24 protein-coding genes are annotated in these 16992 nt (G+C 43.4%); 6 read left to right on the top strand and 18 right to left on the bottom strand.

Annotated elements, in window-relative coordinates:
- Positions 1–9 precede the first annotated feature (9 nt).
- The 16 genes from rpsN to HX743_RS06580 all read right to left on the bottom strand — a co-directional run bounded on the left by rpsN (position 10) and on the right by HX743_RS06580 (position 7869).
- Positions 10–315 (bottom strand): 30S ribosomal protein S14, encoded by a 306-nt coding sequence (gene rpsN / locus HX743_RS06505; RefSeq protein ID WP_004825185.1) that lies wholly within the window; start codon positions 313–315, stop codon positions 10–12.
- A gap of 9 nt (positions 316–324) precedes the next feature.
- A complete protein-coding gene (gene rplE / locus HX743_RS06510; protein WP_004974719.1) occupies positions 325–861 on the bottom strand; it encodes a 50S ribosomal protein L5 in 537 nt (178 codons plus the stop codon).
- Positions 862–877: 16 nt separating this feature from the next.
- Entirely contained in the window at positions 878–1195 is a 318-nt protein-coding gene (gene rplX, locus HX743_RS06515; protein ID WP_004974717.1) for a 50S ribosomal protein L24, read from the bottom strand.
- A gap of 9 nt (positions 1196–1204) precedes the next feature.
- The gene (rplN, locus tag HX743_RS06520) at positions 1205–1573 is read right to left on the bottom strand and encodes a 50S ribosomal protein L14 (RefSeq protein ID WP_001982634.1); all 369 of its coding nucleotides are present in this window, start codon (positions 1571–1573) and stop codon (positions 1205–1207) included.
- A 91-nt stretch (positions 1574–1664) separates the two neighbouring features.
- Positions 1665–1922 carry a 30S ribosomal protein S17 gene (gene rpsQ, locus HX743_RS06525; RefSeq protein ID WP_004974714.1) on the bottom strand — a complete coding sequence of 86 codons (258 nt, stop codon included), beginning with the start codon at positions 1920–1922 and terminating at the stop codon, positions 1665–1667.
- A complete protein-coding gene (rpmC, locus tag HX743_RS06530; RefSeq protein ID WP_004650482.1) occupies positions 1919–2116 on the bottom strand; it encodes a 50S ribosomal protein L29 in 198 nt (65 codons plus the stop codon). Before rpmC ends, rpsQ begins: the two co-directional genes overlap by 4 nt.
- The gene (gene rplP, locus HX743_RS06535) at positions 2116–2529 is read right to left on the bottom strand and encodes a 50S ribosomal protein L16 (protein ID WP_178318802.1); all 414 of its coding nucleotides are present in this window, start codon (positions 2527–2529) and stop codon (positions 2116–2118) included. The genes rpmC and rplP overlap by 1 nt, the downstream gene beginning before the upstream one ends.
- Before the next feature lie 3 nt (positions 2530–2532).
- Positions 2533–3285, bottom strand: a complete 753-nt coding sequence (gene rpsC / locus HX743_RS06540) for a 30S ribosomal protein S3 (protein WP_004974711.1) — start codon at positions 3283–3285, stop codon at positions 2533–2535.
- A 1-nt stretch (position 3286) separates the two neighbouring features.
- Complete coding sequence (rplV, locus tag HX743_RS06545; protein ID WP_001982638.1) at positions 3287–3616, bottom strand: 50S ribosomal protein L22; 330 nt, start codon at positions 3614–3616, stop codon at positions 3287–3289.
- Positions 3617–3627: 11 nt separating this feature from the next.
- A complete protein-coding gene (rpsS, locus tag HX743_RS06550; RefSeq protein WP_004673001.1) occupies positions 3628–3903 on the bottom strand; it encodes a 30S ribosomal protein S19 in 276 nt (91 codons plus the stop codon).
- A 19-nt stretch (positions 3904–3922) separates the two neighbouring features.
- Positions 3923–4747 (bottom strand): 50S ribosomal protein L2, encoded by an 825-nt coding sequence (gene rplB / locus HX743_RS06555; protein ID WP_004974706.1) that lies wholly within the window; start codon positions 4745–4747, stop codon positions 3923–3925.
- 11 nt (positions 4748–4758) lie between these two features.
- A complete protein-coding gene (rplW, locus tag HX743_RS06560) occupies positions 4759–5079 on the bottom strand; it encodes a 50S ribosomal protein L23 (protein WP_004974703.1) in 321 nt (106 codons plus the stop codon).
- Entirely contained in the window at positions 5076–5678 is a 603-nt protein-coding gene (rplD, locus tag HX743_RS06565; protein WP_168418780.1) for a 50S ribosomal protein L4, read from the bottom strand. The genes rplW and rplD overlap by 4 nt, the downstream gene beginning before the upstream one ends.
- Positions 5679–5689: 11 nt before the next feature.
- Positions 5690–6328, bottom strand: a complete 639-nt coding sequence (rplC, locus tag HX743_RS06570; RefSeq protein ID WP_178318803.1) for a 50S ribosomal protein L3 — start codon at positions 6326–6328, stop codon at positions 5690–5692.
- A gap of 59 nt (positions 6329–6387) precedes the next feature.
- Positions 6388–6699, bottom strand: coding sequence for a 30S ribosomal protein S10 (gene rpsJ, locus HX743_RS06575; RefSeq protein WP_000070912.1), 312 nt, complete (start codon positions 6697–6699; stop codon positions 6388–6390).
- Between the two features lie 426 nt (positions 6700–7125).
- Positions 7126–7869 carry a type 1 glutamine amidotransferase gene (locus HX743_RS06580; protein ID WP_178318804.1) on the bottom strand — a complete coding sequence of 248 codons (744 nt, stop codon included), beginning with the start codon at positions 7867–7869 and terminating at the stop codon, positions 7126–7128.
- A 148-nt stretch (positions 7870–8017) separates the two neighbouring features.
- Between HX743_RS06580 and HX743_RS06585 the strand changes: the two genes are divergently transcribed.
- The 6 genes from HX743_RS06585 (at position 8018) to HX743_RS06610 (ending at position 14476) form a co-directional block, all read left to right on the top strand.
- Entirely contained in the window at positions 8018–9208 is a 1191-nt protein-coding gene (locus tag HX743_RS06585) for a PLP-dependent transferase (RefSeq protein WP_178318805.1), read from the top strand.
- A 51-nt stretch (positions 9209–9259) separates the two neighbouring features.
- A complete protein-coding gene (locus HX743_RS06590; RefSeq protein WP_178318806.1) occupies positions 9260–10843 on the top strand; it encodes a helicase HerA-like domain-containing protein in 1584 nt (527 codons plus the stop codon).
- Between the two features lie 239 nt (positions 10844–11082).
- Positions 11083–12294, top strand: coding sequence for an NO-inducible flavohemoprotein (gene hmpA / locus HX743_RS06595; protein WP_178318807.1), 1212 nt, complete (start codon positions 11083–11085; stop codon positions 12292–12294).
- A gap of 93 nt (positions 12295–12387) precedes the next feature.
- Positions 12388–12831 (top strand): Rrf2 family transcriptional regulator, encoded by a 444-nt coding sequence (locus HX743_RS06600; protein WP_168459975.1) that lies wholly within the window; start codon positions 12388–12390, stop codon positions 12829–12831.
- A 123-nt stretch (positions 12832–12954) separates the two neighbouring features.
- The gene (gene yihA / locus HX743_RS06605) at positions 12955–13869 is read left to right on the top strand and encodes a ribosome biogenesis GTP-binding protein YihA/YsxC (RefSeq protein WP_178318808.1); all 915 of its coding nucleotides are present in this window, start codon (positions 12955–12957) and stop codon (positions 13867–13869) included.
- A 193-nt stretch (positions 13870–14062) separates the two neighbouring features.
- Entirely contained in the window at positions 14063–14476 is a 414-nt protein-coding gene (locus tag HX743_RS06610; protein WP_178318809.1) for a VOC family protein, read from the top strand.
- A gap of 53 nt (positions 14477–14529) precedes the next feature.
- On the opposite strand, the gene HX743_RS06615 is transcribed toward HX743_RS06610, so the two are convergent.
- Both HX743_RS06615 and HX743_RS06620 read right to left on the bottom strand, forming a co-directional pair.
- Complete coding sequence (locus HX743_RS06615; RefSeq protein WP_178318810.1) at positions 14530–15771, bottom strand: dicarboxylate/amino acid:cation symporter; 1242 nt, start codon at positions 15769–15771, stop codon at positions 14530–14532.
- Between the two features lie 165 nt (positions 15772–15936).
- Positions 15937–16809 carry an acyl-CoA thioesterase II gene (locus HX743_RS06620; protein WP_004974677.1) on the bottom strand — a complete coding sequence of 291 codons (873 nt, stop codon included), beginning with the start codon at positions 16807–16809 and terminating at the stop codon, positions 15937–15939.
- Positions 16810–16992 lie beyond the last annotated feature (183 nt).

Raw genomic sequence — 16992 nt, forward strand, 5'->3', positions numbered from 1 at the left:
TAGTGCTCCTTACCAGCTTGCCTTAACAACGCCCGGTACATCACCTTGCATTACTGTGTCACGTAATTTGTTACGGCTTAAACCGAACTTACGGAAGTAACCATGAGGACGACCAGTTAAACCACAACGGTTACGAAGACGTACTGGAGACGCATTACGTGGTAATGCTTGTAACTTCATCATCGCTTCGAAACGCTCTTCGTCGCTTGCATTTACGTTTGCAATCGTTGCTTTTAATTCAGCACGTTTTGCAGCGTATTTCGCAACAGTAGCTTCGCGTTTCAATTCGCGATTAATCATACCTTTCTTAGCCATATCGACCTCTTATTTGAACGGGAAGCCGAATGCACGCATAAGCGCACGGCCTTCGTCATCGGTGCGAGCAGTCGTAGTGATGGTGATGTCCATACCACGAATTTGATCAATCTTATCGAAATCGATTTCAGGGAACATGATTTGTTCCTTGAGACCCATAGAGTAGTTACCACGACCATCAAATGATTTCGAAGAGAAACCACGGAAGTCACGGATACGAGGGATCGCGATAGAGATCAAACGGTCTAAGAATTCGTACATACGTTCGCCGCGTAAAGTAACTTTACAACCAATCGGCCAACCATCACGGATTTTAAAACCAGCGATTGATTTACGAGCTAATGTTAAAACTGGTTTTTGACCAGCAATAGCTTGCATATCAGAAAGAGCGCCATCTAACAATTTCTTGTCAGCAGCTGCAGCACCAACACCCATGTTGATGGTAATTTTAGTGATGCGAGGGATCTCCATCACATTCTTAACGCCCAATTGTTCTTGTAATTGAGCCTTAAGTTCGTCGTTGTAACGTGTTTTAAGTCTGGCCATTGCCTATTTCAACCTATTACTTCGCCACCGCCACTGATTCACCATTCGATTTATAAACGCGAGTTTTCACGCCATCAATCGTTTGGTAACCAACACGGTCAGCCTTTTGGGTTGTAGCATTAAAAATTGCCACGTTTGAGATATGAAGCGAAGCTTCCTGCGTTACGATACCGCCTTCAGCGCCCGTAGCACGGTTTGGCTTCTGGTGCTTCTTAACCAAGTTAAGACCTTCGACCTTAACACGGTCATTAGAAACTGACAGAACAGTACCCTGTTTGCCTTTTTCTTTACCTGCGATCACAATTACTTGATCGCCTTTTTTAATCTTAGCCATGATTGCCTCTTATAGAACTTCAGGAGCCAATGAAATGATTTTCATGAACTGTTCAGTACGAAGTTCACGAGTCACTGGTCCGAAAATACGAGTTGCAATCGGTGCTTTGTTGTTATTCAAAATAACAGCAGCGTTATCATCAAAACGGATCACAGAACCGTCTGGACGACGAATACCGAACTTTGTACGTACAACAACAGCATTCATCACGTCACCTTTTTTAACACGTGCGCGTGGAATAGCTTCTTTTACAGTAACTTTAATAATGTCGCCAACAGAAGCATAACGACGATGTGAACCACCTAGTACTTTAATACATTGTACGCGGCGAGCACCACTGTTGTCAGCTACGTCAAGCATCGTTTCGGTTTGAATCATTGCCCTACTCCAAAACCGAGCATCACCGGTCACAATTTCGAAAGGCTCAAAGAGTACTCGAAATTGACCGATGATGCAACAAGAACGTTAATTACTCAGCAGCAGCTTCAACAACTTCAACTAAAGTCCATGACTTAGTTTTAGACATTGGGCGGCTTTCTTTGATGGTTACAACATCACCAATCTTGGCGGTATTGTTCTCATCATGAGCGTGTAATTTGGTTGAACGGCGAATCAATTTGCCATACAACGGGTGTTGAACTTGGCGTTCAATAAGGACAACAATAGATTTTTCCATTTTGTCGCTTACAACTTTGCCAGTTAACGTGCGGACTGTATTTTGACTCATTGCCCGTTCCCCTGTTTTTCGGTAAGGAGGGTCTTGATGCGTGCAATAGTTTTACGAGTAAGCGCAACTTCATGCGATTTACCCAATTGACCAGTTGCTTTCGCCATACGAAGACGGAATTGGTTAAGCTGTTGCTCATCAAGCAAAGCTGTCAACTCTTCTACCGACTTTTCACGTAGATCTTTAGTTTTCATTACATTACCGTCCGAGTCACGATAGTGGTTTTAAACGGAAGTTTAGCAGCAGCAAGCGTAAATGCCTCACGTGCCAAATCTTCGTTCACACCATCAATTTCGTACAAGACTTTACCTGGTTTGATTTGACAAACCCAATATTCCACAGAACCTTTACCTTTACCCATACGCACTTCAAGAGGCTTAGAAGTAATTGGTTTGTCTGGGAATACACGGATAAAGATCTTACCACCACGCTTAATACGACGGCTGATTGTACGACGTGCCGCTTCAATTTGACGCGCAGTCATTTGACCACGTTCAACTGATTTAAGAGCGATAGTACCGAAAGATACTGAGCTACCACGGTGCGCTAAGCCAGTGTTACGGCCTTTTTGCACCTTACGGAATTTAGTACGTTTAGGTTGCAACATGGATTATTCTCCTTTTTCAGCAGAACGATCATTGCGACGACCACGACGCTCTTGACCTTCACCACGACCGCGACCGCGTTTAGCTGGACGTTCTTCAGCAGGTGCTGGGTTCATGACTTGCTTCATGCCACCCAAGATTTCACCACGGAATACCCAAACTTTAACACCAATCGTACCGTAAGTAGTTTCAGCACGCATAGTTGCATAGTCGATGTCCGCACGAAGTGTATGCAAAGGTACACGACCTTCACGATACCATTCAGTACGTGCAATCTCTGCACCACCTAAACGACCAGAAACTTCAACTTTGATACCTTTAGCACCAGCACGCATAGAGTTCTGTACCGCACGCTTCATAGCACGACGGAACATTACACGCTTTTCTAATTGAGAAGCGATTGCTTCAGCAACTAAACGTGCATCTAAGTCTGGACGGTCAATTTCGTTGATGCTTACTTGCGCAGGAACACCCATAATAGATGTTAATTCGCGTTGTAATTTCTCAATGTCTTCGCCTTTTTTACCGATTACGATACCAGGACGCGCAGTGCTAATTGTTACTTTAGCAGCGCCCGTTGGACGTTCGATAAGAATATTGCTTACCATTGCGTTCTTAAGTTTTTTAGTTAAAAACTCACGAACTTGAAGGTCTTTAAGCAAGTATTCAGCGTATTGTTTCGGATTCGCATACCAGTTAGCGTTATGACGTTTCACAACACCTAGGCGGATACCGATTGGATGAACCTTCTGACCCATATCAAACCCCTACCTTAACGGTGATGTGACAAGTACGCTTAGTAATACGATCTGCACGGCCTTTAGCACGTGGCATAATACGTTTAAGGCTCATGCCTTCATCAACGTAAATCGTAGATACTTTAAGGTCGTCTACATCTAAACTGTTATTGTGTTCAGCATTTGCAATTGCAGATTCCAATGCTTTCTTAACTAAAACAGCAGCTTTTTTGTTGCTGAAGTTTAAAATGTTAAGTGCATGCGCAACAGATTTTCCGCGGATAAGATCTGCAACCAAACGTGCTTTTTGTGCCGAGATAGCGGCACCGCGTAATTTAGCAGTTACTTCCATCATAGCACCTATTAACGTTTAGACTTCTTGTCAACACCGTGACCACGATAGGTACGAGTTGGCGCGAATTCACCGAGTTTATGACCAACCATGTGTTCAGAGATAATCACTGGAACATGGTTACGACCATTGTGAACAGAAATTGTTAAACCAACAAAATCTGGGAGGATCATCGAACGACGCGACCAAGTTTTGATCGGCTTACGGTTATTAGCCGCGATTGCCGCTTCAACCTTAGCGAACAAGTGCGCATCGACGAATGGGCCTTTTTTCAGAGAACGAGGCATTGTCAGATTCCTTTACTTGTTACTTAACGCGACGGTCGCGAATAATCATCTTAGTCGTACGCTTGTTGGTACGTGTCTTGTACCCTTTAGCTTTTTGACCCCATGGGCTTACAGGTTGGATACCTTTAGTACGCCCTTCACCACCACCGTGCGGGTGATCAACCGGGTTCATTGCCATACCACGAACGGTAGGACGAACACCACGCCAGCGCGAAGCACCTGCTTTACCAAGTGAACGAAGGTTGCTTTCTGAGTTAGATACTTCACCTAACACAGCGCGACATTCAACGTGCACTTTACGCATTTCGCCTGAACGTAGACGAACGATAGCGTATGAACCGTCACGACCCAACAATTGAACTGATGTACCAGCAGAACGCGCTAATTGAGCACCTTTACCGATTTTAAGTTCGATGTTGTGAAGAGTAGCACCAATTGGCATGTTACGAAGTGGCAAACAGTTACCTGGACGAATTGGAGCATCGTTACCAGATTGAACTTGATCACCAGCACGTAAACCTTTAGGCGCAATAATATAACGACGTTCACCGTCAGCATACTTCAACAATGCGATGTGTGCAGTACGGTTTGGATCGTATTCAATACGCTCTACAACAGCAGGAATGCCATCTTTGTTACGTTTGAAGTCTACGATACGGTAATGTTGCTTATGACCACCACCAACGTGACGTGTAGTAATGTGACCGTTGTTGTTACGACCACCAGTACGTTTTTTAGCTTCTACCAACGGCGCATAAGGCGCACCTTTGTGAAGATGGTCGTGAACGACTTTCTCTACAAAGCGACGTCCTGGAGACGTTGGCTTACATTTTTGAATCGGCATAAATTTCGTCCTTATTCCGCTGCGCTTTCAGCGGTATCGCCCAAGTCAGCCATTTCAACATCTTGGCCAGCTTTCAGGGTGACGTATGCTTTTTTAACATCAGAACGGCGTCCTAATGTACGACCAAAGCGCTTAGTCTTACCTTTAGTGATAGTCGTGTTAACTTTAACAACTTCCACACCAAATAATTGCTCAACTGCTTTTTTGATTTCAAGTTTGTTTGCATTTAATGCAACTTTGAACACTTGAACACCAGCAGTTTCGCCTAAAACTTGTGCTTTTTCTGAAAATACAGGTCCTTGTAGGACTTGATATAAACGTTCGTTGTTCATCCGAGTTCTACCTCAATTTTCTTAGCAGCAGCAACAGACATTACAACTTTGTCGAACGCGATCAAGCTAACAGGATCGATTGCAGTAGCATCAACCACATCAACGTGTGGAAGGTTACGCGCTGCAAGATATAGATTCTCATCTACAGCTTCAGTTACGATCAATGCGCGAGTTGCATTCAAGTCGTTAAGTTTTGCAAGCAACTCTTTAGTTTTAGGAGCTTCAACAGCAAACTCTTCAACCAATACAAGACGATCTTGGCGAACAAGTTCAGCTAAGATACATTGCATTGCACCGCGGTACATTTTGCGGTTAACTTTTTGAGACCAATCTTGTGGACGAGCAGCAAAAGTTTTACCACCACCAACCCAGATTGGGCTACGAATAGAACCAGCACGAGCGCGGCCAGTACCTTTTTGACGGAATGGTTTTTTACCACCGCCAGCAACGTCTGCACGTGATTTCTGAGCTTTAGAGCCTTGACGACCACCAGCTAAATAAGCTGTAACAACTTGGTGTACAAGTGCTTCGTTAAAGTCACGTCCGAAAGCAACTTCAGATAACTCAACAGCAGAGCCGGAAACAGTTTTTAAATTCACGTTATTTCCCCTCAGGCCTTGATCGTAGGACGAACAGTTACGTCGCCACCAGTAGCACCAGGAACCGCACCTTTAACAACTAGAACTGAACGTTCAGCGTCAATAGCAACGATTTCAAGACCCTGTGTAGTTACGCGTTCAGCACCTAAATGACCAGCCATTTTCTTGCCTTTGAACACGCGACCAGGAGTCTGGTTTTGACCTGTAGAACCTAGAACACGGTGAGAAACAGAGTTACCGTGAGTAGCATCTTGAGTACGGAAGTTCCAACGCTTAACACCACCTTGGAAGCCCTTACCTTTAGACTGACCAGTAACGTCAACAATTTGACCCACTGTAAACAGATCTACACCGATAGTTCCGCCAACTTCACGACCTTCAAGGTCAGCTTCTGTAGCACGGAATTCTTGAACTAAACGACCAGCAGCAACACCCGCTTTAGCGAAGTGACCTTTCTGAGCGTTAGTTACGCGAGATTCGCGACGTTCACCAGTAGTAACCTGAATTGCTTGATAACCATCTGTTTCAAGCGTTTTGATTTGAGTGATGCGGTTAGGATCAACCTCAATCACTGTAACAGGTACAGAAACACCAGCATCTGTAAAGATACGGGTCATACCGCACTTGCGACCGACTAAACCAATAGCCATGTGCATAAACCTCTAAAAAAGCGGCCTAATTAACTTAGAGTGTTAATTAACCGAAAGCCTTAACCCAATGCAATCTGAACATCAACACCAGCTGCTAGATCTAATTTCATCAACGCATCAACAGTTTTATCTGTAGGTTGAACAATGTCGATCAAACGCTTGTAAGTACGGATTTCATACTGGTCGCGCGCATCTTTGTTTACGTGTGGTGATGTTAAAACGTTGAAGCGTTCGATGCGAGTTGGCATCGGGATTGGACCACAAACTTGTGCGCCAGTACGCTTAGCGGTTTCTACGATTTCTTGAGCAGATTGATCGATCAGACGATGATCAAAAGACTTCAAACGGATACGAATTCTCTGGTTAGACATACCAGTTAACTCCAAGCCAAATATATAAAGAATCACCCTTGACGCATCTCACCCCACTAATTTAAGGCAAGTGTCAAAGGCAGTGAATTATCACTAAGGTCATGATCGATGCCACGACTGTCACGATGTTAACTACTTTCTTCGCAGTTAACCCCCTTGCATAAAGGGTCGCCCATTATAACGATTGTTTAATGCATAAGCAAATCTCTTTTTGGCTTTATTGCTTTATTTTTCACGCTCTGCCGATTTCTCTTTTTAAAATATACGATTAGCACTTTATATATGAGTTAGGCAGCATTCCTATCCATTTATTGAGTGTAAATTTAGACAATCTGCATTTTGACCATTCCAACCATCCCTGACAGCAGAAATCGTAATCGCCCTGACCTAACTTTCTTTTCTGTGTTTGCGCCACAATCCATGACTTTATTCTCGAAGTTTGCTTTGTGCTAAAACATAATCTATTGCACGATTCATTAATTGGTTGCCTGCCTGAAATTGTGCCGCAGACATCTGTTTTAATTCATGCGCGGGTTGTGCATACATGCCCGAAAATGCTGGTTTCATTTCTGCATTGCCTAAAAACAGCTGCAAAGCTTGTGGGGTAATTTCTGGATGGAATTGGAATCCTAGTACATTTTTCCCAATTTGATAGAGTTGATTAGCGCAGGCGGCATTACTGGCAAGTCTTACCGCGCCCTTTGGTAATTCAAAAGTTTCACCATGCCACTGCATCACTGTGATTTGATCAGGTATTTGAAAGCAGGTTTCTGGTGTATTTTCGACTTTATAGACTGGATGCCAACCACGCTCTTGTTCTGGATTACGACTGACCGCTGCACCCAACGCATTGGCAATTAACTGCCCACCCAAACACAAGCCAATAGCAGGCTTGCCTGAAGCCAAATAACGTCGAATCCAGCGCTTTTCAATTTTTAGCCAGGGATAGTTCGCCTCATCATTGACACTCATGGCGCCGCCCATCACAATCAATAAATCGACATCTTCGACCCGTGGCAAAGCTTCAATTTCAATATTTTGTTCGGGTGGCAAAGCAAAAAATTCGGTGGCACTGATGTGTGCCTGCATTTGTTTCAGGTAGCTATAGCAACTCCCAAAACCTTCTTCGGCAATATGTTGAAAATAATGCACTCTTAATGGCGCTTGCATCTTAATCATCCTTTGTATTTTCTATACTTCAGCTTCTGCAAAAATAGCGCCAAGTTCAAGGCATGTCTTGTAGTGCAGCTTTTTATAGCCTAAAGCCAGTATTTCTCTTAAGCTAAACTCAATATTTGCTTATTTTCTGAGTGAACCTGTGAAGAAAAATGCTCAAACTGCTTTAATTCATGCACCAAGACGTGCCCCACAATATATTCAAACGGTACAGCCTCCCCTATTTCGTGCATCGACCATTATCTTTGAAAACACAGATGCACTGTTTAATCGACACTGGACTGATGCTTATGATTATAGCTATGGCACACATGGCACACCGACTACATTCACACTCGCTGATCAGATTGCGCAATTAGAAGGTGGTGAATACTGCTTACTCGCACCAAGCGGACTATCAGCAATTAATTTGGTGAATTCCTGCTTTTTAAGTCAAGGCGATGAAGTTTGGGTGGCTGACAATATTTACGGCCCAAACATGGAGCATTTACGCAATTTAGAGCAGCGTTACGGCATCACCGTTCAAGTCTACAATCCAATTGATGTCGATAGCTTTCAACCTTCTGCCCAAGCCAAACTGATTTGGCTAGAAGCGGCAGGTTCGGTCACACTAGAGTTTCCAAACCTAACTGCATTAGTCAAAAAAGCCAAATCACATCACATGCTCACAGCATTAGATAATACTTGGGGTGCAGGACTTGCGTTTAATGCTTTCGATTTTGGTGATGAACATTTAAGTGTCGATATAAGCGTCCATGCCCTGACCAAATACCCAAGTGGTGGTGGTGACATTTTAATGGGGTCTGTCGTGACCCGTGATCAACACTTACATCATCAACTGTTTCGTATGCATGCCATTCAAGGTATTTGCGTATCGGGCGATGATGTCGCGCAAGTACAACGCAGTTTGGCTTCGATGCAACTACGTTATGAGCACCAAGCAAAAAGCACAATTGAATTACTCAACTGGCTGAAACTACAACCACAATTTGCTCAGGTGTTGCATCCTGCCGATGCCACATCTGCGGGGCATGCGTATTGGAAAGAAATTTGTCGCGATGGACACAGTGCAGGTTTGGTCAGTGTGATTTTTAAGCCTGAATATGATTTAGCCGCTGTACGTCAATTCTGCGATGCTTTATCTTTATTTAAGCTCGGCTTTAGCTGGGGCGGCCCTGTAAGTTTAGTGATGCTTTATGATCTCAAGTCCATGCGTACCCTAGAGCACTCTCACTTGGCTGAAGGATTATTGGTGCGTTTTTGTATTGGGCTAGAACATCCTGCAGATTTAATTCACGATATTCAAAATGCCTTACAACGCTTCAGCGACTAATGCAGCACAGATCATCATTTTAACAATAGCTATATAAATCAGGATAAAAATATGAGTACAGCAATCGTTATTGGTAAAAAAACTGCCGACGTTCAACAAGACGTGGTTTTACATTCACAGTTTGCCAACCGCCACGGTTTAATTGCAGGTGCAACAGGTACAGGTAAAACCGTCACCTTAAAAGTCTTGGCAGAAAGCTTTTCACGAATTGGTGTACCCGTATTTTTAGCCGATGCCAAAGGCGATGTTTCCAGTCTAGCCAAAGCAGGCAGCAGCAGCCCAAAGTTTGATGCACGTATTAAGAGCTTAGGTATCGAAAGCATTCCGTTTGCAGCATCTCCTGTGGTGTTTTGGGATTTATTTGCCGAACAAGGTCATCCGATTCGTACCACCATTTCTGAAATTGGCCCGTTATTATTGGCGCAAATGCTGAACCTGAATGACACCCAAGAGGGCGTGTTGTCTGCGGTATTCCGTATTGCCGATGATCAGGGTTTATTACTGATTGATTTTAAAGATTTAAAAGCCATGCTGACCTATGTCAGCGAACACGCCAGTGAATTTAAAGCTGAGTATGGCAATCTTTCTCCAGCCAGTTTGGGTGCGATTCAGCGCAATTTACTGGCTTTAGCTGATCAGGGCGGTGATAAATTCTTTGGTGAGCCGAGTTTGGATATTTTGGATTTTATTCAAACTGACAGTCAGGGACGCGGCAATATTAATGTTTTGGCTGCAGACAAACTCATGAACACGCAAAAACTGTACGCCACCTTTTTATTATGGATGTTATCAGAACTGTTTGAGCAATTGCCTGAAGTGGGCGATATGGACAAGCCAAAACTGGTGTTCTTTTTTGATGAAGCACACTTGTTATTTGACAATGCCAGCAAAGCCCTGCAAGAAAAAATTGAGCAAGTGGTACGCCTGATTCGCTCTAAAGGCGTGGGGATTTATTTTGTGACCCAAAACCCGCTGGACTTGCCTGAAAGCGTATTGGGACAATTGGGTAACCGCGTTCAGCATGCCTTACGTGCTTTTACACCCAAAGACCAAAAAGCAGTAAAAACTGCCGCAGATACATTCCGCGCTAACCCAGATTTTAAAGTTGAACAAGCCATTACCGAACTTGCGGTAGGTGAAGCCTTAATTAGCTGCTTAGATGAACAAGGCACACCGCAAATTGTAGAACGTGCTTGGGTAATGCCGCCCTACTCATCGTTTAGCCCAATCAGCACAGAAGAACGACAAGCCTGTATCAGCCAAAGTGTCATTGCAGGCGTGTATGAGCAGCAGCTAGATCGTGAAAGTGCTTATGAAATGCTGCAACAAAAAGTTGAGCAACGTCAGCAACAAGCGGCAGCAGCAGAACAAGCAAAAATTGAAGCCAAGGAAGCTGAAGCTCGCGCCAAGCAAGAGACTAAAGAAGCCGAAGCACTCGCCAAACAACAAGCGCGCGAGCAAGAGCGTCTAGCCCGTGAACAGCAAAAAGAAGCAGAACGCGCTGCCAAACAGCGTGAAAAACTGACTCAGGATATTGTGGGAACCTTTGCCAAAAGTGCAGCACGTAGCTTAGGCGGTTCTACTGGGCAGAAAATTGTACGAGGTTTGTTAGGGTCATTATTTGGTAAGAAATAGCATGTTATAAACGATGAGGTTTGTATAAATTTCATTCATGGATGCACCACCCAAAACCTGAATGAACACTTAAAAACCTCTCGCTGTCACATCTACAAACTCCATAAAAACTTTAAAAATTATGGGATATTTTTATAATACATAATTTTTTTAAGGTTTTTCCAAAAATTGGTTGCAATCCTTACTTATAAGATATATTTTAAATACATCTTATAAATAACAGCCATGAGAGATCGAACATGACTCCACAGCAAATTGACCTTGTAAAAGCAACTGTTCCTGTACTGCGTGAAAATGGTGTCGCACTCACAGGTTATTTCTATAATCGCATGTTGGGGAATAATCCTGATCTAAAAGAAACCTTTAACATGGGTCACCAACGTAGTGGTGCGCAGGCTCAAGCGCTTGCAGGTGCTGTATTGGCTTATGCTGAAAATATTGAAGATCCATCTGTACTTGCTCCTGTCATTGAGCTGATTGCCCACAAACACGTGAGCTTAAACATTCAAGCACCTGACTATAATATTGTGGGCGAAAACCTGCTGCATTCTATTAGTGAAGTGTTGAATATTTCGATGGAAGATCCACTGATTGATGCTTGGGCAGCAGCCTACGGTCAATTGGCTGAGGTATTTATTAATGCGGAACGTGCAATCTACGAACAGCATCAACAAACTAAAGGTAGCTGGTTAGGCTGGCGCAACTTTAAAATTGCCAAGAAAGTGGTAGAAAGTGACGAAATCACCTCTATTTACTTCGAGCCAGTAGATGGTGGCGATTTACCAAATTACGAAGCAGGTCAATATATTTCGGTACGTGTGTTTGTAGAAGAACTTGGCTTGAAGCAACCACGTCAATACACGCTATCGACTAGCCCACAACAAGATTACTTACGTATTTCTGTAAAACGTGAACCAGGCAATGGCGCAGATAAAGTAGCAGGTTGGGTATCGAACACACTTCATGGCTTACCAGAAGGTTCTGAAGTTGAAGTATCTGCACCAACAGGTAACTTCTTCCTCATCGACAGCAACAAACGTAATGTCTTCATTAGTGGTGGTGTAGGCCTAACGCCAATGATTGCAATGTTGAATCAATTGGTGACTTTAGATGTGCCACAACCTGTGACATTTATTCACGCATGTCGTAGCAAACAAGTACATGCCATGAAACAGCATCTCCAAGACTTAACTGCAAAATGTCCACGTATTCATACGTTGACTGCGTATGAGTTCCCGAACGAAGGTGATGTACTGGGTCAAGATTACGATGTTGCAGGTCGTTTAGACCTCAGCACTGTAGATGCAGCGCTGTTACCAGCCGATGCAGATTACTACTTATGTGGTCCAATGCCATTCATGGCAGAACAGCGTAAAGCTTTACTTGCGCGTGGCATCAAAGATGAGCAAATCCATAGCGAAGCATTTGGTACAGGTGGTGTGCGCCACTAATCCAAAGCATTAAAAAGCAGATAGGTAAGGCTAGTCTAGTTATGCTAGACTAGCCTTAATTTCTTCATTTTTTGAAAAAACATCTGTGCGATCATGCAATTAAATAAATTCACCGACTATGCACTGCGTATTTTAATGTATATCTCACGACCACGAGATGTACCCTATACCATTGCGGAAATCGCACAGGATTTGCATGTTTCCCAAAACCATTTGGTTAAAATTGTCCACTTTATGGGCAAGCAGGGCTGGTTGATTACCACTCGTGGTAAAGGCGGTGGAATTCGCCTGCATCCCGATGCAATCCCGTTACGTTTAGGTTATGTGGTCAGAGTTCTACAAGGGGAAAATCAGATTGTAGAATGTAACACCCCACCGTGCGTACTCCGCTCACAGTGTGGACTCAAAGGCATATTGAATCGGGCAATGGAACAGTTTTACCAAAGCCTAGACCAATACAGCCTAGGCGAAGTACTACAACCCACTCAAAATATACAACTCAGCACCCAATCCCCTATTCCGCTGATTCACCTCTAAAAGGTAATCACTGATATTAAGCAAACCTACTCGCTTTTTTAGAGCTTTCAATTCGCAAAGTTCGCTTGCCTGTATGACTTGCTTTATAATGCCTGTTTGTAGACCATGAATTGAAGTTAAGTTATGCACCACAGCAGAGGAAAATCGAAAAACAGTAAGGCAGCGGCACAGCCACGGCAAAAAATCAGCTACGAGAAAAAAGTTGATCCAGCCATTACTGAGTACTCTGTTCGCGCCCTGAACTGGTTGCGGAAAGCTGAGTTCTTAATGAGTGCACCTAAACTCAACCTCTGCGTGGAAGATACAGGCTATGAAATTGCCTTTGCAGGTCGTTCCAATGCAGGTAAATCTAGTGCAATTAATGCCTTAACCAATCAAAAGCAATTGGCTCGTGCCTCTAAAAGACCTGGTCGTACCCAAATGATCAACTTCTTTAGTTTGGGCAACCCTGATCAACGTCTAGTCGATTTGCCTGGCTATGGTTATGCAGCTGTACCTGAAGCCATGAAAATTGTGTGGCAAAAAGAATTGGAAAATTATCTGATTCACCGCAAAAGCTTACAAGGCTTGGTGTTGCTTATGGACATTCGCCATCCTTTACAACACTTTGATGTCATGATGCTGGAATGGGCATATTCACGTAAATTATTCGTGCATGTACTCCTCACCAAATCAGACAAGCTCAACCGTGGCCCTGCCAACAAAGCATTGCTTGAAGTCAAACAACAGTTGAAAAAGATGAAACTAGATTTCTCGATTCAATTGTTTTCATCACTCAACAAGCAAGGCTTGGAAGAGCTGGCAAGTGTGATGGGTGGACGCTTAAACTTTACTTTAGAGCAAGCACATCACTTTGATTTAGACAGCATTCCAGAAGCCACTGGCGATGATGTTGATGTTGATGTTGATGTTGATGTTGATGTTGATGTTGATGTTGATGTTGATGTTGATGTTGATGTTGATGTTGATGTTGATGTTGATCAGTGTGTAGCTGTAGAATCTAACGATCCAACCACATCTGATGCAGAAATCAAATAATCGATTAAATCTCTGACTAATGCTTTATAAAATAAAGTCCTATTTGTGCAATATCGAATAGGACTTTTTGTTTGTGCTTTTCCTCACACCTGTCAGTGCGATTTCTTACACCACCAAAGTTGCACTTTACAACGCATAAAGAAATACCCTACTGTCAAAGTAATAACAATTACAGCAGATAAGGAGATCAAACATGCGGGCACATCTTTCAGTCATTACCCTTGCGGTAGAAGATTTACAACGTGCACTTGAGTTCTACCGTGACGGTCTAGGGCTTGCCACTGAAGGTATTATCGGTCAGGAATTTGAACAAGGTGCTGTGGTATTTTTTGAACTGCAAGCGGGTCTAAAACTAGCGTTATGGTCTAAACACAGCTTACAACAGGATATTGGCTTCGCCCCTGCCGAACAAGGCACAGCACAAATCACTTTGGGCCATAATGTACATAGCCCACTTGAAGTAGATCAGGTATTAAAGCAAGCACAAAATGCAGGTGCAAAAATTTTAAAACCTGCACAGAGCACCTTTTACGGTGGCTATGCAGGCTATTTTCAGGACTTAGATGGTCATATTTGGGAAGTCGTTTATAGCCCTTGCTGGGAATAAACCTTTTACTAAAAATACGTTCCTTTAGTGAAATATTGCGTAAAGCACAGTATTTAAGAATTTAATGCAGGGTCTTCACGGGTATGCCGATCAACCACCACACTGATCATCATATCGCCCTGCACATTCACCACGGTACGCACGGTATCTAGTAAACGATCTATGGGCAATAAAATCGCAATCGCTTCTGCAGGCAAGCCCACAGATTGTAATACCATAATCATCGTAACCATACCTGCGCTTGGAATACCAGGCGCGCCCAAAGAAGCGATCATGGCTGTGGCACAGACAATTAATTGCTGTCCTAAACTTAAATCCAGCCCCATTAAATTGGCAACAAACAAAGCCGCTGCAGCTTCATACAATGCCGTTCCATCCATATTCAGTTGTGTACCTAACGGGATCACAAAGCCTGCAGTTTGCGAACGCACACCTAAATTTTCCTGCGCACATTTCATCGAAAGTGGCATAGTGACAGAACTGGAACTGGTGGCAAAAGCCGTAATTAAGGCAGCACGTGTGCCTTTAAAAAAGGTGATCGGATCCATTTTGCCAAATATCCACAACAGCAAAGGCAAGACCACCACACCATGAAAAATCGTGGTGCCCGTGACCACTGCAGCAAACTCTGCCAAACGACTCAGGACTGAAATATCTTCGGTTGCAACCAACTTAGCCAATAAAGCAAAAATCCCCAAAGGTGCCAGTTTCATTACCCAGCCAATCATCAACATCATAATTTCAAAAAATTGCTGACTGAGTTTACGTACCGTTTTAAAGTGCTCCCCGCCTTTGACCAGCGCCACACCCACCAATAAGGCAAATATCACCACTGCCAAAACATTACCCTCGGCAAAAGCTTTAAACGGATTGATTAAGGTGTTTTGAATGAAATTGGTAAAAAACGAAGACGGCGTAAGCGTGTCTGGGCTTTGATGCTGCGCCATAGCATCTTGAAACATCACAATATCTACGCCTTTACCCACTGCAAATAAATGCGCACACGCCAAACCTAAAATTAAAGCCAAAGTCGTGGTGGTGACACAACACGCCAACGTAATTTTCCAGACTCGACTCAATTGCCCTACAGCCTGTAAGTTCGACACACCGACCACAATTGAGCTAAAAATTAGTGGGATCAGCAGCATTTTCAGTAAACCAATAAAAATACTGCTCATTAAACCAATGCCATACAAACTGGCGCTAAAAAATGTGCTGTCTGGAAATAGATTCAGAATAAAACCAAACACCACACCCAAAATTGCGGCAATTAGAATTTGTGTATTGAGGCTCATACGCAATTGAGTTTTTTAATGTGATGTGTGGACTATGCCATGTGGCTGAAATTGAATCGAGTATTATTTTTCTAGCGCACTTTGATTAGGTTCAGATCGTGCTTCAGGATGTAAAAAAGCCGACATGAATGTCGGCTGATGAATGTAGATTTTAAAGGCTATATTTTATTGCGTTTCGATTTCACGTAAACGAATCAAGCCTTCCTGACTGGTGCTACACACCAATTCACCATTTTGCCACATGCGCCCAAAGTTCAAACCACGCGAACTAGTGCTAATGGTGGCTTCCATGTCGTACAGCATCCAGTCATCCACACGGAACGGTTTATGGAAATACATGGCATGGTCAATACTGGCACACTGCAAACTTGGTGATAAATAGCTCAAACCATGCGGACGCAGTGCTGTGGTCATTAACGTGAAGTCTGAATAAAATGCCGCAATTGCCTGATGCAAAGACACTTCATCCACCTCTGGTGAAATGCTGTCATGGGTACGAATGTAGTGTGCATAAGCAGGTGCTTCAGGCTGCGGTAAAAATGGATTGCTCGGATTAATCGGGCGAATCTCCACCAAGCGATCACGCATAAAACTGGCACGCACATTTTCAGGTACAAACTCGACAATATGCTGTTTGAGTTCCGCTTCGTTTTTTAAAGCTTCTGCTGCAGGATAGTTTGGCTCTGAAATTTGATAATTCAGACCGTCTTCCAACGGCGCAAAGGACACCATCGCAGTAAAAATGGTACGCCCATGCTGAATGGCACGTACTTGACGGCTAGAAAAACTTTTACCATCACGCAAACGGTCAACTTCATAAATAATAGGTGCGTTGACATCGCCACCAAACAAGAAATAGGCATGCAATGAGTGCGCAGGACGATCAGTGGTATAAGATGCAGCACGTAAAGCCTGTCCCAAAACCTGTCCACCAAAAACACGTTTACCCACCAAGTTACGACTGATACCTCGGTAGATATTTTCTTCTAACTTTTCTAAACAAAGAAGTTCAACCAGCTCTTGTGTGAGTGCGTTCATAACTAACCTATGTATGGCGGAAATTGGGGATGCGGGATCGAAGTCGATGAAAAAATAAATCGTCAAAATAAACTGACTATTTTAAGCCTGCTATTTTGCCATAGATTCTGCATCTTTTACCCATCAAAGACTGACCGCTGTGTCACAACTTAGCCGATCAATTTTGCTAAAAATACGATTTTT

It is taken from the genome of Acinetobacter sp. Swhac1 (assembly GCF_013390985.1).
In the GTDB taxonomy this organism is placed as follows: Bacteria; Pseudomonadota; Gammaproteobacteria; order Pseudomonadales; family Moraxellaceae; genus Acinetobacter; species Acinetobacter towneri.

Coding starts and splice junctions, on each gene's coding strand:
- rpsN (WP_004825185.1), bottom strand. CDS start 315: ATGGCTAAGAAAGGTATGATTAATCGCGAATTGAAACGCGAAGCTACT.
- rplE (WP_004974719.1), bottom strand. CDS start 861: ATGGCCAGACTTAAAACACGTTACAACGACGAACTTAAGGCTCAATTA.
- rplX (WP_004974717.1), bottom strand. CDS start 1,195: ATGGCTAAGATTAAAAAAGGCGATCAAGTAATTGTGATCGCAGGTAAA.
- rplN (WP_001982634.1), bottom strand. CDS start 1,573: ATGATTCAAACCGAAACGATGCTTGACGTAGCTGACAACAGTGGTGCT.
- rpsQ (WP_004974714.1), bottom strand. CDS start 1,922: ATGAGTCAAAATACAGTCCGCACGTTAACTGGCAAAGTTGTAAGCGAC.
- rpmC (WP_004650482.1), bottom strand. CDS start 2,116: ATGAAAACTAAAGATCTACGTGAAAAGTCGGTAGAAGAGTTGACAGCT.
- rplP (WP_178318802.1), bottom strand. CDS start 2,529: ATGTTGCAACCTAAACGTACTAAATTCCGTAAGGTGCAAAAAGGCCGT.
- rpsC (WP_004974711.1), bottom strand. CDS start 3,285: ATGGGTCAGAAGGTTCATCCAATCGGTATCCGCCTAGGTGTTGTGAAA.
- rplV (WP_001982638.1), bottom strand. CDS start 3,616: ATGGAAGTAACTGCTAAATTACGCGGTGCCGCTATCTCGGCACAAAAA.
- rpsS (WP_004673001.1), bottom strand. CDS start 3,903: ATGCCTCGTTCTCTGAAAAAAGGCCCATTCGTCGATGCGCACTTGTTC.
- rplB (WP_004974706.1), bottom strand. CDS start 4,747: ATGCCGATTCAAAAATGTAAGCCAACGTCTCCAGGACGTCGCTTTGTA.
- rplW (WP_004974703.1), bottom strand. CDS start 5,079: ATGAACAACGAACGTTTATATCAAGTCCTACAAGGACCTGTATTTTCA.
- rplC (WP_178318803.1), bottom strand. CDS start 6,328: ATGGCTATTGGTTTAGTCGGTCGCAAGTGCGGTATGACCCGTATCTTT.
- rpsJ (WP_000070912.1), bottom strand. CDS start 6,699: ATGTCTAACCAGAGAATTCGTATCCGTTTGAAGTCTTTTGATCATCGT.
- HX743_RS06580 (WP_178318804.1), bottom strand. CDS start 7,869: ATGCAAGCGCCATTAAGAGTGCATTATTTTCAACATATTGCCGAAGAA.
- HX743_RS06590 (WP_178318806.1), top strand. CDS start 9,260: ATGAGTACAGCAATCGTTATTGGTAAAAAAACTGCCGACGTTCAACAA.
- hmpA (WP_178318807.1), top strand. CDS start 11,083: ATGACTCCACAGCAAATTGACCTTGTAAAAGCAACTGTTCCTGTACTG.
- HX743_RS06600 (WP_168459975.1), top strand. CDS start 12,388: ATGCAATTAAATAAATTCACCGACTATGCACTGCGTATTTTAATGTAT.
- yihA (WP_178318808.1), top strand. CDS start 12,955: ATGCACCACAGCAGAGGAAAATCGAAAAACAGTAAGGCAGCGGCACAG.
- HX743_RS06610 (WP_178318809.1), top strand. CDS start 14,063: ATGCGGGCACATCTTTCAGTCATTACCCTTGCGGTAGAAGATTTACAA.
- HX743_RS06615 (WP_178318810.1), bottom strand. CDS start 15,771: ATGAGCCTCAATACACAAATTCTAATTGCCGCAATTTTGGGTGTGGTG.
- HX743_RS06620 (WP_004974677.1), bottom strand. CDS start 16,809: ATGAACGCACTCACACAAGAGCTGGTTGAACTTCTTTGTTTAGAAAAG.